The 14,147-nt window shown below is 36.4% G+C and carries 15 protein-coding genes; 13 read left to right on the top strand and 2 right to left on the bottom strand.

Going from position 1 to position 14,147, the window contains the following annotated elements:
• Positions 1–5 precede the first annotated feature (5 nt).
• The 12 genes from BAQ46_RS08610 (at position 6) to spo0A (ending at position 12,652) form a co-directional block, all read left to right on the top strand.
• Complete coding sequence (locus BAQ46_RS08610; RefSeq protein ID WP_000807630.1) at positions 6–398, top strand: Asp23/Gls24 family envelope stress response protein; 393 nt, start codon at positions 6–8, stop codon at positions 396–398.
• A 347-nt stretch (positions 399–745) separates the two neighbouring features.
• A complete protein-coding gene (nusB, locus tag BAQ46_RS08605) occupies positions 746–1,138 on the top strand; it encodes a N utilization substance protein NusB (RefSeq protein ID WP_000830249.1) in 393 nt (130 codons plus the stop codon).
• 23 nt (positions 1,139–1,161) lie between these two features.
• Complete coding sequence (gene folD / locus BAQ46_RS08600) at positions 1,162–2,022, top strand: bifunctional methylenetetrahydrofolate dehydrogenase/methenyltetrahydrofolate cyclohydrolase FolD (RefSeq protein ID WP_000226726.1); 861 nt, start codon at positions 1,162–1,164, stop codon at positions 2,020–2,022.
• Positions 2,023–2,048: 26 nt separating this feature from the next.
• The gene (gene xseA / locus BAQ46_RS08595) at positions 2,049–3,407 is read left to right on the top strand and encodes an exodeoxyribonuclease VII large subunit (RefSeq protein ID WP_000415266.1); all 1,359 of its coding nucleotides are present in this window, start codon (positions 2,049–2,051) and stop codon (positions 3,405–3,407) included.
• Complete coding sequence (gene xseB, locus BAQ46_RS08590) at positions 3,397–3,627, top strand: exodeoxyribonuclease VII small subunit (RefSeq protein WP_000428423.1); 231 nt, start codon at positions 3,397–3,399, stop codon at positions 3,625–3,627. Before xseA ends, xseB begins: the two co-directional genes overlap by 11 nt.
• Positions 3,627–4,517, top strand: a complete 891-nt coding sequence (ispA, locus tag BAQ46_RS08585) for a (2E,6E)-farnesyl diphosphate synthase (RefSeq protein WP_000150360.1) — start codon at positions 3,627–3,629, stop codon at positions 4,515–4,517. The genes xseB and ispA overlap by 1 nt, the downstream gene beginning before the upstream one ends.
• 302 nt (positions 4,518–4,819) lie before the next feature.
• On the top strand, positions 4,820–6,712 hold the full coding sequence (gene dxs / locus BAQ46_RS08580; RefSeq protein ID WP_061132214.1) for a 1-deoxy-D-xylulose-5-phosphate synthase: 1,893 nt from the start codon (positions 4,820–4,822) through the stop codon (positions 6,710–6,712).
• 3 nt (positions 6,713–6,715) lie between these two features.
• Positions 6,716–7,555 (top strand): TlyA family rRNA (cytidine-2'-O)-methyltransferase, encoded by an 840-nt coding sequence (locus BAQ46_RS08575; RefSeq protein ID WP_001274742.1) that lies wholly within the window; start codon positions 6,716–6,718, stop codon positions 7,553–7,555.
• 142 nt (positions 7,556–7,697) lie between these two features.
• Positions 7,698–8,147, top strand: a complete 450-nt coding sequence (argR, locus tag BAQ46_RS08570) for an arginine repressor ArgR (protein WP_001032581.1) — start codon at positions 7,698–7,700, stop codon at positions 8,145–8,147.
• Positions 8,148–8,413: 266 nt separating this feature from the next.
• Positions 8,414–10,153 carry a DNA repair protein RecN gene (recN, locus tag BAQ46_RS08565; RefSeq protein WP_000947749.1) on the top strand — a complete coding sequence of 580 codons (1,740 nt, stop codon included), beginning with the start codon at positions 8,414–8,416 and terminating at the stop codon, positions 10,151–10,153.
• Positions 10,154–10,271: 118 nt separating this feature from the next.
• Positions 10,272–11,570, top strand: a complete 1,299-nt coding sequence (spoIVB, locus tag BAQ46_RS08560; RefSeq protein ID WP_061132215.1) for a SpoIVB peptidase — start codon at positions 10,272–10,274, stop codon at positions 11,568–11,570.
• Between the two features lie 287 nt (positions 11,571–11,857).
• Entirely contained in the window at positions 11,858–12,652 is a 795-nt protein-coding gene (gene spo0A / locus BAQ46_RS08550) for a sporulation transcription factor Spo0A (protein WP_014297988.1), read from the top strand.
• A 253-nt stretch (positions 12,653–12,905) separates the two neighbouring features.
• Here the strand turns inward: spo0A and BAQ46_RS08545 are convergent, their stop codons facing one another.
• Complete coding sequence (locus BAQ46_RS08545) at positions 12,906–13,052, bottom strand: YycC family protein (protein ID WP_001247671.1); 147 nt, start codon at positions 13,050–13,052, stop codon at positions 12,906–12,908.
• 50 nt (positions 13,053–13,102) lie between these two features.
• Here BAQ46_RS08545 and BAQ46_RS08540 point away from each other — a divergent pair, with 50 nt between their 5' ends.
• Positions 13,103–13,831, top strand: coding sequence for a glycerophosphodiester phosphodiesterase (locus BAQ46_RS08540; RefSeq protein ID WP_000172565.1), 729 nt, complete (start codon positions 13,103–13,105; stop codon positions 13,829–13,831).
• A gap of 49 nt (positions 13,832–13,880) precedes the next feature.
• Here BAQ46_RS08540 and BAQ46_RS08535 read toward each other — a convergent pair whose 3' ends face one another.
• A complete protein-coding gene (locus BAQ46_RS08535; protein WP_001190187.1) occupies positions 13,881–14,114 on the bottom strand; it encodes a DUF2627 domain-containing protein in 234 nt (77 codons plus the stop codon).
• Positions 14,115–14,147 lie beyond the last annotated feature (33 nt).

Below are 14,147 nucleotides of genomic sequence, written 5' to 3'. Positions count from 1 at the left end.
TTTTCATGGCTGAACATATGTTAGATATGGGTCAAGATACAACTCTTGGTAAAGTAGAAATTGCACCAGAAGTAATTGAAGTAATCGCAGGTATTGCAGCTGCTGAGGTAGAAGGCGTAGCGGCAATGCGTGGTAATTTTGCTACAGATGTTGTTGAGAAGTTAGGTAAGAAAAATCATGGTAAAGGTGTAAAGGTTGAATTAGCAAACGAAGATATTATCGTTGACCTTTATGTTGTAATGTATTTTGGCGTAGCAATTCCAGTTGTTGCACAAAAGATTCAAGACAACATTCGCCAAGCACTCTTTACAATGACAGGGCTTGAGCCAAAAGAAGTGAATGTTCACATCGTTGGCGTAACATTCGAAACACAAAAAACAGAAATCGAACCAGTGTAAGAATGAAAAAGGTGCCTAGTAACATAGGCATCTTTTTTATCGTTTCATTTCTTCACAAATTATAACCCTCTAATTATTATACTATTTCAAAAAATGAGAAATAAAAAAGAAAATGTTTCGTTTTACCAAAAAACGTACATTGTGATAAGATATGGAACTTGAAGTTAATCTTTTTATTATTTTTCAGCCTTGTAACCCGTGTGTGAAACGATAAATTGTGTTATTATCATTGTATTATAAGGTTGGAAAATCAATGAAAACTGTAAGAGTAAGTGAATTGACGGCTTATAAATTATAATAATATAACAAAGCATAAGGAAAGACTTGAAGCATAAAGGAGAGTTACAATGAAACGTAGGACGGCTAGAGAAAGAGCTATGCAAGCATTATATCAAATGGATATTACAGGTGAATTAGAACCGAAAGTAGCAGTGGAAAACACGCTAGATGAAGGTGAAGAAACAAATGAGTTTCTAGAATCACTTGTTGTAGGTTTTGTAGAAAATAAAGAAGTAATTGATGAAGCGATTCGTCAAAATTTAAAAAAGTGGAAGCTTGAGCGTATTAGTATTGTTGATCGCAGTATTTTACGTGTAGCTGTGTATGAAATGAAATACATGGAAGAAATTCCACACAACGTAACAATTAACGAGGCAATTGAAATTGCTAAAACATTTGGGGATGAGGAATCTCGTCGTTTTATTAACGGCGTTTTATCTAATATAAAAGATACACTGTAATTTCTTTAAGGGGGAATCTTAAAATGGTAGCAGTAATCATCAAAGGAAATGAAGTTGCGGAGAAAAAACGAGCACAATTAACAGAAGAAGTTGTGAAGTTGAAAGAGCAAGGGATTGTACCAGGATTAGCAGTTATTTTAGTTGGAGAAGATCCAGCATCTCGTTCTTATGTAAAAGGAAAAGAAAAGGGCTGTGAACAAGTAGGAATTTATTCAGAGCTAATTGAATTTCCTGAAACAATTACGGAGGAGCGTTTGCTTGCTGAAATCGATCGCTTAAATGGCGATGACCGCATTAATGGCATATTAGTGCAATTACCTTTACCAAAACATATTGAAGAAAAAGCTATCATTGAAAGAATTTCACCAGAAAAAGATGTAGATGGATTTCACCCAATCAGCGTAGGACGTATGATGACGGGACAAGATACATTCCTTCCATGTACACCGCATGGTATTGTAGAGTTAGTAAAAGAAACAAATCTTGATATCTCAGGAAAACATGTTGTAGTAATTGGAAGAAGTAATATTGTCGGCAAGCCAGTGGGACAATTGTTCTTAAATGAAAATGCAACTGTCACATACTGTCATTCTAAGACGCAAAATATGAAAGAGTTAACGAAATTAGCTGATATTTTAATCGTAGCAGTAGGACGACCTAAAATGGTAACAGCTGATTATATAAAAGAAGGAGCAGTTGTAATCGACGTTGGTGTAAACCGTTTAGAAACAGGGAAACTTTGTGGTGATGTTGACTTTGACAACGTGCTAGATGTTGCAGGTTACATTACACCTGTGCCAAAGGGTGTTGGTCCAATGACGATCACAATGCTTCTTCATAATACTGTTGAATCGGCTAAGCGTGCAGGTGTCGTTTGTAAATAATTTGAGTCGGCTATGAGGAGAGAGAAATGGAGAAACAATATTTAACCGTTACAGCGTTAACACGCTATATAAAAACAAAAATAGAATATGATCCGCATTTACAGTCTGTTTGGTTAAAAGGTGAAATTTCCAACTTTAAAAATCATAGCCGTGGCCACATGTATTTTACATTGAAAGATGAAAATGCAAGAATCGCAGCGGTTATGTTTGCGGGTCATAATCGTAATATTAAATTCAGACCTGAAAATGGGATGAAGGTACTCGTGAAAGGGAAAATCTCTGTTTACGAGGCGAGTGGTTCTTATCAAATTTATATTCAAGACATGCAGCCTGACGGAGTCGGAAACCTGCATTTAGCTTACGAACAATTAAAGGTTCGTTTAGAGGAAGAAGGATTGTTTTCTCAAGTTTATAAAAAAACAATCCCTCCTTATGCGAAAACAATAGGTGTGATTACGTCACCAACAGGAGCAGCGATTCGTGATATTATAACAACGATTAAACGTCGTTATCCAATTGGAAATGTTATTGTGTTTCCAGTACTTGTACAGGGGGAGTCAGCAGCTCCCTCAATTGTACAAGCGATCCGTACAGCGAATGAAATGGAAGGGATAGATGTCCTAATCGTTGGGCGCGGTGGAGGTTCTATTGAGGAATTGTGGGCGTTTAACGAAGAAATGGTTGCAAGAGCTATTTTCAAGAGTGAGATTCCTATTATTTCAGCAGTAGGCCATGAAACAGACTTTACAATTGCGGATTTTGTTGCCGATTTAAGAGCACCAACACCAACTGCAGCGGCTGAGCTGGCAGCGCCTAATATTATCGAGTTACAAGAAAAGGTATTACAAAGAACTCTAAGGTTGCAAAGAGCAATGAGAGAGTTAGTACATAAAAAAGAAGAAAAACTACAAGTATTGCAAAAATCTTATGCGTTCCGTTATCCAAGACAAGTATATGAGCAAAAAGAAGAGCAATTGGATAGAGCGTTAGAACAGCTTGTGTTAGCGAAAGAGCGCTATATTGATAAAAAGGTAAATCAGTTAAAACAGCTTTCATTTTATTTAGAGAAGCACCACCCATCTCAAAAAATTATGCAAACAAAGGTAGCAGTTGAAACATTGCAAAAGCAATTGCAACGTGAAATGCAAACGTTACTCCAAACGAAAGAATTTGCCTTTGTAAGAGCTGCTCAAAAACTTGAAGCGCTAAGTCCGCTTAAAGTAATGATGAGAGGGTACGGGCTTGTATATGATGAAGAGAAGCAAGTGTTAAAAAGTGTGAAAGATGTTAGCCTTGGAGATGCTGTTTCAGTTCAATTACAAGATGGAATATTAGATTGTAGCGTATCAGGAATAGAGGAGCGTGAATTGAATAATGGAAAATAAATTAAGCTTTGAAGAGGCAATTTCGCAACTTGAGCACCTCGTTTCTAAATTAGAGCAAGGTGACGTACCTTTAGAAGAAGCAATTTCTTATTTTAAAGAGGGTATGGAATTATCTAAGCTGTGTGATGAGAAGTTGAAGAACGTACAAGAACAAATGGCAGTTATTCTTGGGGAAGATGGAGAGCTTGAACCGTTTACTGCTTTAGGAGATGAAGCATAGTGACAATTGCTTTTGATACTTTTTTGAAAGAAAGTAAAACTTTCGTAGAAGAGAAGCTTGTAAGCTATGCAAATGAATTACAATGTCCAAATGTACTTCGTGAAGCGATGGCATATTCTTTGGAAGCGGGTGGAAAGCGTCTCCGCCCGTTACTTTTATTTGCAACATTACAAGCGTTTGGTAAAGAAAAAAATCTTGGTGTAGGTGCAGCTTGTGCTCTTGAAATGATACATACATACTCGTTAGTTCATGATGATTTACCTTGTATGGATGATGATGATTTAAGAAGAGGGAAGCCCACAAATCATAAAGTATTTGGTGAAGCGATGGCAGTTTTAGCAGGAGATGGTTTGTTGACATATGCTTTTCAAGTTATTATGGCATATGAACAAAAGGAAATCTCTGCTGAGAAAAAAGTAAGACTTGTACTTGAGCTTGCAAAAGCGGCAGGGCCAGAAGGAATGGTTGGCGGACAAGTGGCAGATATGGAAGCGGAAGGGAAACAGCTTACAATCGATGAGTTGGAGTATATTCATAAGCATAAGACTGGAAAACTACTTGAATTCGCTGTACTTGCAGGGTCGATACTGTCTGATGCGACAGAAGAACAGGAAGAAAAATTACTTGAGTTTGCGAAATATATCGGCCTAGCTTTCCAAATCCGAGATGATATTTTAGATGTGGAAGGAACCGAAGAAGAGATTGGAAAACCGATTGGTAGTGATGTTTCTAACGAAAAGAGCACATATACGACGTTATTTACTGTAGATAGAGCAAAGGATATTTTAGAAGAAACGATTGCAAAAGCAAAAGATGCTATTAGTTCCTTGCAATTACAAGATGAATATTTACTATCTATTTGCGATTTGATTGCAAAACGTAATAACTAATATAACAGCGTTTTCATTTGTTGAGTCATTCATCATTTTATGATATAAATGTAGGAAAAGGTTTTTCTTTTCTTGTTATTGGCAAAAATATATGTAGATTACATTGCCGTTATCACTTCGTGTTAGCGGCTATTTTTTTCATCGCCTAAAGAAATATGGTTTATAATAAGATTAGGGCGCAATAGACTGGTTAATAGCAGGACAAGGTGAAAAATAAAAAAAGAGAATTTCTTGTTTTGTGTAAATGTTTTTTATAATATTTGACATGTTGACAGATTATGAAATGAAAGTGAGTGATCCATGTGGATCTAACGCAAATTCAAAACCCTAGTTTTTTGAAAGAGATGTCTATCAGTGAACTAGAGGGATTGAGTGAGGATATTCGTAAGTTTTTAATTGAAGAGCTCTCTCAAACAGGTGGACATATTGCGCCTAATTTAGGTGTAGTAGAACTCACAATTGCTCTGCATAAATTATTTGATAGTCCGAAAGATAAATTTTTATGGGATGTAGGACATCAATCCTATGTACATAAAATTTTAACTGGACGTGCAAAAGAATTCGGCACATTAAGGCAATATCAAGGTCTATGTGGTTTCCCAAAACGTTGTGAGAGTGAGCACGATGTATGGGAAACTGGCCATAGCTCGACATCATTATCTGCTGCAATGGGAATGGCTCTAGCACGTGATTTAAAGAAAACGAAAGAATATGTTATACCAATCATTGGTGATGGCGCTTTAACGGGCGGAATGGCTTTAGAGGCATTGAACCATATTGGACATGAAAAAACAGACATGATTGTTATTTTGAATGATAATGAAATGTCAATTGCGCCAAACGTTGGTGCGCTTCATAATGTGCTTGGACGTCTACGTACCGCAGGAAAATACCATTGGGTAAAAGATGAGCTAGAGTATATTTTGAAGAAAATCCCAGCTGTCGGTGGGAAAGTTGCTGCGACAGCAGAGAAAATAAAAGATAGTCTTAAATATTTACTAGTATCTGGTGTCTTTTTCGAAGAGTTAGGCTTTACATATTTAGGTCCAGTCGATGGACATGATTATGAAAAGTTATTCGAAACGTTGCAATATGCAAAGAAAACAAAAGGCCCAGTGCTTGTTCATGTTATTACGAAAAAAGGAAAAGGTTACAAACCAGCTGAGAGTGATGTTATTGGCACTTGGCATGGAACAGGACCTTATAAAATTGAATCAGGTGACTTCGTTAAACCGAAAGAAGTTGCACCAGCATGGAGTGCTGTTGTTAGTGAAACAGTACTTAAGTTAGCGAGAACGGATGAGCGTATCGTTGCAATTACACCTGCAATGCCTGTTGGATCGAAACTTGAGAAATTCCAAAAAGAATTCCCAGATCGTATGATTGATGTAGGTATTGCAGAACAGCATGCTACAACAATGGCAGCGGGTATGGCAACGCAAGGTATGAAACCATTCTTAGCTATTTATTCAACATTTTTACAAAGAGCTTATGACCAAGTTGTTCATGATATATGCCGCCAAAATTTAAATGTTTTCATCGGAATTGATCGCTCTGGTTTAGTAGGAGCAGATGGTGAAACGCATCAAGGTGTATTTGACATCTCATTCTTACGCCACTTGCCGAATATGGTACTTATGATGCCAAAAGATGAAAATGAAGGGCAACATTTAGTGTACACGGCGATGCAATATGAAGATGGACCAATCGCATTACGTTATGCGCGAGGTAATGGACTTGGCGTTCATATGGATGAAGAATTAAAGGCGATTCCAATCGGTTCATGGGAAACGTTAAAAGAAGGTACACAAGCAGCTATTTTAACATTTGGTACGACAATACCAATGGCAATGGAAGCGGCTGAGCGTCTTGAAAAGGCTGGTATTTCAGTGAAAGTAGTGAACGCTCGCTTCATTAAACCAATGGATGAAGCATATTTACATGATCTCTTAGGAAAAAATATACCAATTTTAACGATTGAAGAAGCTTGCTTAATTGGTGGTTTTGGAACAGGAGTAGTTGAATTTGCGTCTGAGAACGGGTACCATAGTGCGTTAGTTGAACGAATGGGTATTCCAGATCGTTTCATAGAACACGGTAGTGTACCAAAATTATTAGAAGAAATCGGTTTAACGACAGATGCTGTTGTAGACCGAATTCATACAATGATTCCATCAAAACAAAAAAGGGCGTAACAAATGAGTGCGAAAAAAGAAAGAGTAGATGTACTATTAGTAGAGCGAGGGCTTATAGAAACACGTGAGAAAGCAAAACGCGCCATTATGGCCGGCCTTGTATATGCGAATGAGATGAGATTGGATAAGCCAGGGGAGAAAATCCCACAAGATACAGAGATTACGGTGAAGGGGCAAGTTATGCCGTATGTAAGCCGTGGTGGTTATAAACTTGAAAAGGCATTAGAGACATTTCATCTTGATTTACAAGATAAAGTTATGATAGATATTGGTTCATCAACTGGTGGCTTTACCGATTGCGCGCTTCAAAATGGAGCGAAATTATCTTATGCATTAGATGTAGGGTACAATCAACTTGCGTGGAAATTGCGTCAAGATGAGCGCGTTGTCGTAATGGAACGAACGAACTTCCGTTACGTAACACCAGCAGACTTAGAACGTGGTTTACCGCAATTTGCTAGTATCGATGTTTCGTTTATATCATTAAAACTTATATTGCCAGTTTTAAAAACAATGCTTATGCCGAATGGGGATGTAGCAGCGTTAATTAAACCGCAGTTTGAAGCTGGAAGAGAGCAAGTTGGTAAAAAGGGTATCGTTCGCGATCGAAAAGTACATGAGGCTGTCGTAGAAATGATTGTCGACTTTGCTATAAAAGAAGGATACGACGTAGAAGGCTTAACATTCTCACCAATTACGGGCGGGGATGGTAATATTGAATTTTTAATTCATCTGAAATGGCATGGTGAACGTGAGAATGGCGAAAATCATTCTCCAGTTTCTGTTGAGCAAGTAGTTACAGAGGCACATGATGTCCTAAAACAAAAAGGGAAAGGGGAATAACATATGTTGTTCCTCTTTTTGTTGTAATTGTATAATGATTGTAAAAACAATTGTGTACAAGTAACGAATTATAAGTTAACATAAATAAGTGAAGTATACCAATGTTTAAACTATGGTAAGAGATAGTGTGAGGTGCAAATGTATGAATAAAGGTCAGCGCCATATTAAAATCAGGGAAATTATTGCGAACAAAGAAATTGAAACACAAGATGAATTAGTTGATATTTTACGTAATGAGGGATTTAATGTAACGCAAGCAACAGTATCGCGCGATATTAAAGAATTGCACTTAGTGAAAGTGCCATTACATGATGGTCGCTATAAATATAGTTTGCCAGCAGATCAACGATTTAACCCGTTACAAAAATTAAAACGTAATCTAGTGGATTCATTTGTAAAATTAGACACGGCAGGACATATGCTTGTGCTAAAAACATTGCCTGGTAACGCTCATTCACTTGGAGCACTTATTGATCATTTAGAGTGGGATGAGATCATCGGAACCATTTGTGGTGATGACACTTGCTTAATTATTTGCCGTACACCTGAAGATACAGGTGTTGTCTCTGATCGTTTCTTAAATATGCTGTAATAAAAAATCTTGTTTGCTTTCCTCTGTAAAGTGGAAAGTGAACAGGATATTTTTATTGGTTAAAAACGTGAATTCTTAATTGTAATATAATATTTTCTTTGAATAAAATTAGGAAATAGGTGGATTGACCCGTAAAACAAATGTTTGGTACAATGGAGCGGTTAGAAAAGTAATTTATACATACAAACATATAGTATGACTATTTGAATAAAGAACTGAGAAAAGCCCTTCATAGGGGATTAGTTTATAACGAGGTGAATGGGGCATTGTTATCGGAATTATCGATTAGAAACTTTGCTATTATTGAGGCATTAAATATTTCTTTTCAAAAAGGATTAACGGTTTTAAGTGGTGAAACAGGGGCCGGAAAATCGATTATTATTGATGCGATTAGTTTACTTGTAGGTGGCCGTGGTTCAGCAGAATTTGTTCGATACGGAACAGAAAAAGCTGAGATAGAGGGGCTATTTTATGTGGAAGATGATAAGCATCCATGTATTGAAAAAGCAGAAGAGTTGGATATAGAAATAGAAGACGGCATGATTATTTTGAAGCGTGATATCGCTGCAAACGGAAAAAGTGTATGTCGTGTAAATGGAAAACTAGTTACCCTTAGTGTATTAAAAGAAATTGGAAAAACACTTGTTGATATTCATGGACAACACGAAACGCAAGACTTAATGAATGAAGAACGTCATCTATTTATGCTCGATCATTTTGATGGAGAGCGTATCGTTAAACAATTAGATATATACCAAAACGTATATGCTGACTATGAGAAATTAAAAAAACAGTTGAAATCGTTAAGTGAAAATGAACAACAAATGGCACATCGTTTAGATTTAATTCAATTTCAGCATGAAGAAATCCGTAAAGCGGATTTAAAGATAGATGAAGAAAATGACTTAACTGAAGAACGATTGCAAATTTCTAATTTCGAAAAAATTTACAAAGCATTAGGGGATGCGTATCGCTCGTTAAGTGCTGACGGACAAGGGTTAGATAATGTACGAAGCGCAATGGGACAAATGGAGAGTATTACACATTTAGATGAAGTGTATCAAGAAAATCATGATTCCATTGCCAATAGTTATTATTTATTAGAAGAAGTTGCCTATCAACTAAGAGAAAAGCTCGATATGATGGAATATGATCCGAATCGCTTAGATGAAATTGAAACGCGTTTAAATGAAATTCGTATGCTAAAGAGAAAATATGGAAATACTGTAGAAGAGATTTTAGCGTATGCTGATAAAATTGAACAAGAAATTTTTACGATTGAAAATAAAGACGTTCATATTGAAACGACGAAGAAACAGTTGAAGGAATTAGAAAGTGTTATTCTGAAAGAAGCAACGTTGTTAAGTAATATGCGTCATGAACTTGCAGAGCATCTTACAAATGCCATTCATCAGGAATTAAAAGAATTATATATGGAAAAAACAAAATTTGAAGTGAGAATTATGAAGCGAGAAGGAAATGCAGAAGAGCCTCTCGTGGAGGGAGCACCGGTAAGACTTACAGCGGATGGTTACGATCATGTGGAATTTTATATTTCAACAAATCCGGGTGAGCCGCTAAAACCACTTTCAAAGGTTGCTTCTGGCGGAGAGTTATCCCGTATTATTTTAGCTTTAAAAAGCATTTTTTCTAAGCATCAAGGTGTTGCATCTGTTATTTTTGATGAAGTGGATACTGGTGTAAGTGGCCGGGTCGCACAGGCTATTGCGGAAAAGATTTATCGAGTATCAGTAAACTCACAAGTACTTTGTATTACGCACTTACCTCAAGTAGCTTCAATGGCGGATTCGCATTTATTTATTCGAAAACAAGTAGCAAATGATCGAACAATTACATCAGTTACCGTTTTAACTATGGAGGATAAAGTAACAGAAATAGCTCGAATGATTTCTGGTGTGGAAATTACAGATTTAACGACAGAACATGCGAAAGAATTACTTACGCAAGCGCATCATTTTAAACAGACAGCAGAGGCTATCCAGTAATGGATAGCTTTTTTTCTCAAATGATGATTTCTTAATTCTTCCGGTTATAAATAAAGCATTGCAAGGAGAGATTAAAAAGTGAAGCCAAAAGGCTGAATGTGGGGTAGGAGCGAGGAGAGTGAACAAATTGAAATTAGAAAGATTTCGCAAAATAATAGGTATTTTTCTCCTTGTTTCTTTAGTTTTTATTGGGTGTTTTAAACCGCTTCGGACGTTTATTTCATCTCCGAAGCAACTTGTTGTTTTTGAAGGACAACAATCAGAAATAGCTTCATTACCAGTATTTAAAGCTTCATCTACAGATCGTCATGTGTTTACAGTAAGTTCAAATGAACAAAAACAAGGACTTATGGTAAATTCTCATCAAAATGGTGAAGCAGATATGGTGTTTCAGCTTGCTGGTTTTCCAGTGAAAAAAGTAAATGTGAGAGTATTAAAAGATTTCAAAGTTATTCCAGGTGGACAATCAATTGGTGTAAAGTTAAACACAAAAGGGGTACTTGTTGTAGGCCATCATTTAATTCAAACTGAAAAAGGGAAAGTATCTCCTGGTGAAACAGCTGGTGTGCAAATTGGAGATATGATTACTGAAATTAATGGTAAAACAATTGAAAGAATGAGTGATGTAGCACCATTTATTCATAATAGTGGGGAAACAGGTGAACCGCTTAATCTCGTTTTGCTAAGGGATGGAAAGCATATCCGCACTAAACTAACACCACAAAAAGACAGTGGAGAATCGTCTTATCGCATTGGTTTATATATTCGTGATTCGGCAGCTGGAATCGGAACAATGACATTTGTTCATCCTGATTCTATGAAATATGGGGCACTTGGTCATGTTATTTCTGATAATGATACGAAAAAGCCGATTCAAGTCGAAGATGGACAAATTATGCGTTCGACAGTTACATCAATTGAAAGAGGTAGTCATGGGAATCCAGGGGAGAAATTAGCGAGGTTCTCACCTGATCGTGAAGTGATTGGCAATATTACAATAAATAGTCCATTTGGTATTTTTGGCAAATTGAATACAAATATGACAAATGGCGTAATGGATAAAGCGATGCCTATTGCACTATCTCATCAAGTAAAAGAAGGACCGGCAAAAATATTAACGGTTATTGATCAAGATAAAGTGGAAGCGTTTGATATTGAAGTTGTGAGTACAGTACCGCAAAAGTTTCCGGCAACAAAAGGCATGGTAATAAAAGTAACAGATAAACGTTTATTAGCGAAAACAGGTGGTATCGTACAGGGGATGAGCGGAAGTCCAATTGTACAAAATGGAAAGGTAATTGGCGCTGTTACACATGTATTTGTAAATGATCCAACATCAGGATATGGTGTTCATATTGAATGGATGTTACATGAGGCTGGAATTAACATTTATAATCAAGAAAGAAAAGCGAGCTAATTAATAATTAGCTCGTTTTTCTATTGAAAAATTCGTTGAAATTTTGTAAAAGCTCCGCAAGAGGTGTTTTTTGTTGTAAAATAAAAGGAAAGGGTTGAACGTTTCGTTGTTTTTCTATGATGGAATGTGTTGCGAAAAGGAATAATTAAACGATAAACATATTTTTTTGTGATTTTATCGGAAAGTAACAAACTTTAAAAGGGAATTTTCACACAATTGTCGAACAATTCATGTAGCCTAGAAGGATACACATGTCGGAGAATCGATTCGGTAAGGGAGGAAAAGCTGTGGAGAAAATTAAAGTATGTCTTGTGGATGATAATAAAGAATTAGTATCAATGCTAGAGAGTTATGTAGCTGCTCAAGAGGATATGGAAGTAATTGGTACTGCTTATAATGGTCAAGAGTGTTTAAATTTATTAAAAGATAAGCAGCCGGATGTACTTGTATTAGATATTATTATGCCACATTTAGATGGGTTAGCTGTACTAGAGAAAATGCGCCATATTGAAAGGTTAAGACAGCCTAGCGTAATTATGTTGACAGCGTTTGGACAAGAAGATGTGACGAAAAAAGCAGTTGACTTAGGTGCGTCATATTTCATATTAAAACCATTTGATATGGAGAATTTAACGAGTCATATTCGTCAAGTGAGCGGTAAAGCGAACGCTACTATTAAACGTCCACTGCCATCTTTCCGATCAGCAACAACAGTAGATGGAAAACCGAAAAACTTAGATGCAAGCATTACGAGTATCATTCATGAAATTGGTGTGCCTGCTCATATTAAAGGGTACATGTACTTAAGGGAAGCAATTTCTATGGTGTACAATGACATCGAATTACTGGGATCTATTACGAAAGTATTGTATCCAGATATCGCGAAGAAATATAATACAACAGCAAGCCGTGTCGAGCGTGCAATCCGTCACGCAATTGAAGTAGCATGGAGTCGTGGGAATATCGATTCTATTTCGTCCTTATTCGGTTATACAGTATCTATGTCAAAAGCAAAACCTACGAACTCTGAGTTCATCGCAATGGTTGCGGATAAGTTGAGACTTGAACATAAGGCTAGCTGAGAATAGAAGAAGTAAGGGATTTAAGTTTTAATAAAGCTTAATAATTCTTGAAATGTATACTCGATAGTAAATTTAAAACCAATGAACTTTTTAATTAATGACCAATGAATGTTAGAATTCGTTGGTCTTTTTATTGTACATGTTCGAAGTGAAGGTTAAATTGAATCATGGTATATCCAATGAGGGATTTTAGCAAGGAAGCCATCCATGATATAATAGAAAATAATAAAAAGTCCTGCGAAACAGGACTGTATTATTCTTCGTCTTTATTTTGTTTTTCTAATTCAACTAACTTTTGAATTAAAATGTGCTGCGGCATATGCATAAGTTGTTCAAGTGGAACACCTAGTGCTTTTGATAGGCGGACTGCAGTGTCTGGAGAAATTTGTAATGGTCTCATAGAAGTACCTCCTTTTTCGTATAGTATAGCATAAGATTGGGGGAGTGAGGATGACTCTTATATTTGCGCATCGTGGTGCAGCGGGAACGTACCCAGAAAATACGATGATTTCATTTGAAGCAGCTGAATCTTTTAAGACAGATGGAATTGAGCTGGATGTTCAATTAACGAAAGACGGAAAGGTTGTCGTCATTCATGATGAAACAGTGAATCGGACAACGAATGGAAAAGGTGCGGTTCGAAATTATGTATATGAGGATTTATGTAAATTAGATGCGAGTTATAAATTTGGTGATAAAGTAGGATTTTGTAAAATACCTCTTTTAGAAGAGGTGTTAAAATGGATTGAAAAAACAGAGTTGTTACTTAATATTGAACTTAAAAATAATAAAATTCCATACAGAGGTTTAGAAGAAGAAGTTATAACGCTTGTACGGAAATTTAATCTAGAAGATCGTGTTATATTTTCTTCATTTAATCATTACAGTATGAAAAGGTGTCATATGATGGCTCCAGATATTCAAACAGCGATTTTATATCGCGAAGGTTTGCATAGTCCGTGGGCATATGCAAAAAAAATGGGGGCTACAGCAGTGCATCCTAATTATCGTTATCTTCAAGATGCTGTTGCCGAACTAACGATGGAAAGTGATGTAGAGGTTCGGCCCTATACAATTAATGAAGAAACACTTATGCGTAAATATTTTGATATGAATATTTCGGCGATTATTACGGATTATCCTGAAACGGCAAGAGCATTATTGCCAATAAAAAAATGAGACCGCTTGTAACGGTCTCATTTTTTTATTTGTAAATAGTAGGGCTTTCCTATCTTCGAAAGCGAGCTTGTACTTTATTTCGTTTACGATCTCGGTGTAAGACGAAACCACCAAAGATATAAAATCCGAGCGCGAAGCAGAGAGCCCCGATTAAAAATTGTAACCATAGTATAGAGAGTGGAGGAAATAAAATCCCGAATACGGTATCTCTCATTAACTTAATGCCAAACACAGCTAATGAAATAGGGATGAGTGCTAATAATAGAGCAAGGTAACGCTGCATATAAACGCTCCTTTTCAGATTATTTTGTTTATT

Origin of the sequence: Bacillus paranthracis (genome assembly GCF_001883995.1) — a bacterium.
Classification (GTDB): domain Bacteria; phylum Bacillota; class Bacilli; order Bacillales; family Bacillaceae_G; genus Bacillus_A; species Bacillus_A paranthracis.
The sequence above is the reverse complement of the archived record's forward strand: the minus strand, read 5'-3'. Positions and strand labels throughout refer to the sequence as shown.

What these genes read in the sequence shown, in the direction of transcription:
- xseB (WP_000428423.1), top strand. Translation starts at nt 3,397, where the DNA reads ATGGAAAATAAATTAAGCTTTGAAGAGGCAATTTCGCAACTTGAGCAC.
- xseA (WP_000415266.1), top strand. Translation starts at nt 2,049, where the DNA reads ATGGAGAAACAATATTTAACCGTTACAGCGTTAACACGCTATATAAAA.
- nusB (WP_000830249.1), top strand. Translation starts at nt 746, where the DNA reads ATGAAACGTAGGACGGCTAGAGAAAGAGCTATGCAAGCATTATATCAA.
- BAQ46_RS08575 (WP_001274742.1), top strand. Translation starts at nt 6,716, where the DNA reads ATGAGTGCGAAAAAAGAAAGAGTAGATGTACTATTAGTAGAGCGAGGG.
- argR (WP_001032581.1), top strand. Translation starts at nt 7,698, where the DNA reads ATGAATAAAGGTCAGCGCCATATTAAAATCAGGGAAATTATTGCGAAC.
- BAQ46_RS08610 (WP_000807630.1), top strand. Translation starts at nt 6, where the DNA reads ATGGCTGAACATATGTTAGATATGGGTCAAGATACAACTCTTGGTAAA.
- folD (WP_000226726.1), top strand. Translation starts at nt 1,162, where the DNA reads ATGGTAGCAGTAATCATCAAAGGAAATGAAGTTGCGGAGAAAAAACGA.
- BAQ46_RS08545 (WP_001247671.1), bottom strand. Translation starts at nt 13,052, where the DNA reads ATGAGACCATTACAAATTTCTCCAGACACTGCAGTCCGCCTATCAAAA.
- BAQ46_RS08540 (WP_000172565.1), top strand. Translation starts at nt 13,103, where the DNA reads ATGACTCTTATATTTGCGCATCGTGGTGCAGCGGGAACGTACCCAGAA.
- BAQ46_RS08535 (WP_001190187.1), bottom strand. Translation starts at nt 14,114, where the DNA reads ATGCAGCGTTACCTTGCTCTATTATTAGCACTCATCCCTATTTCATTA.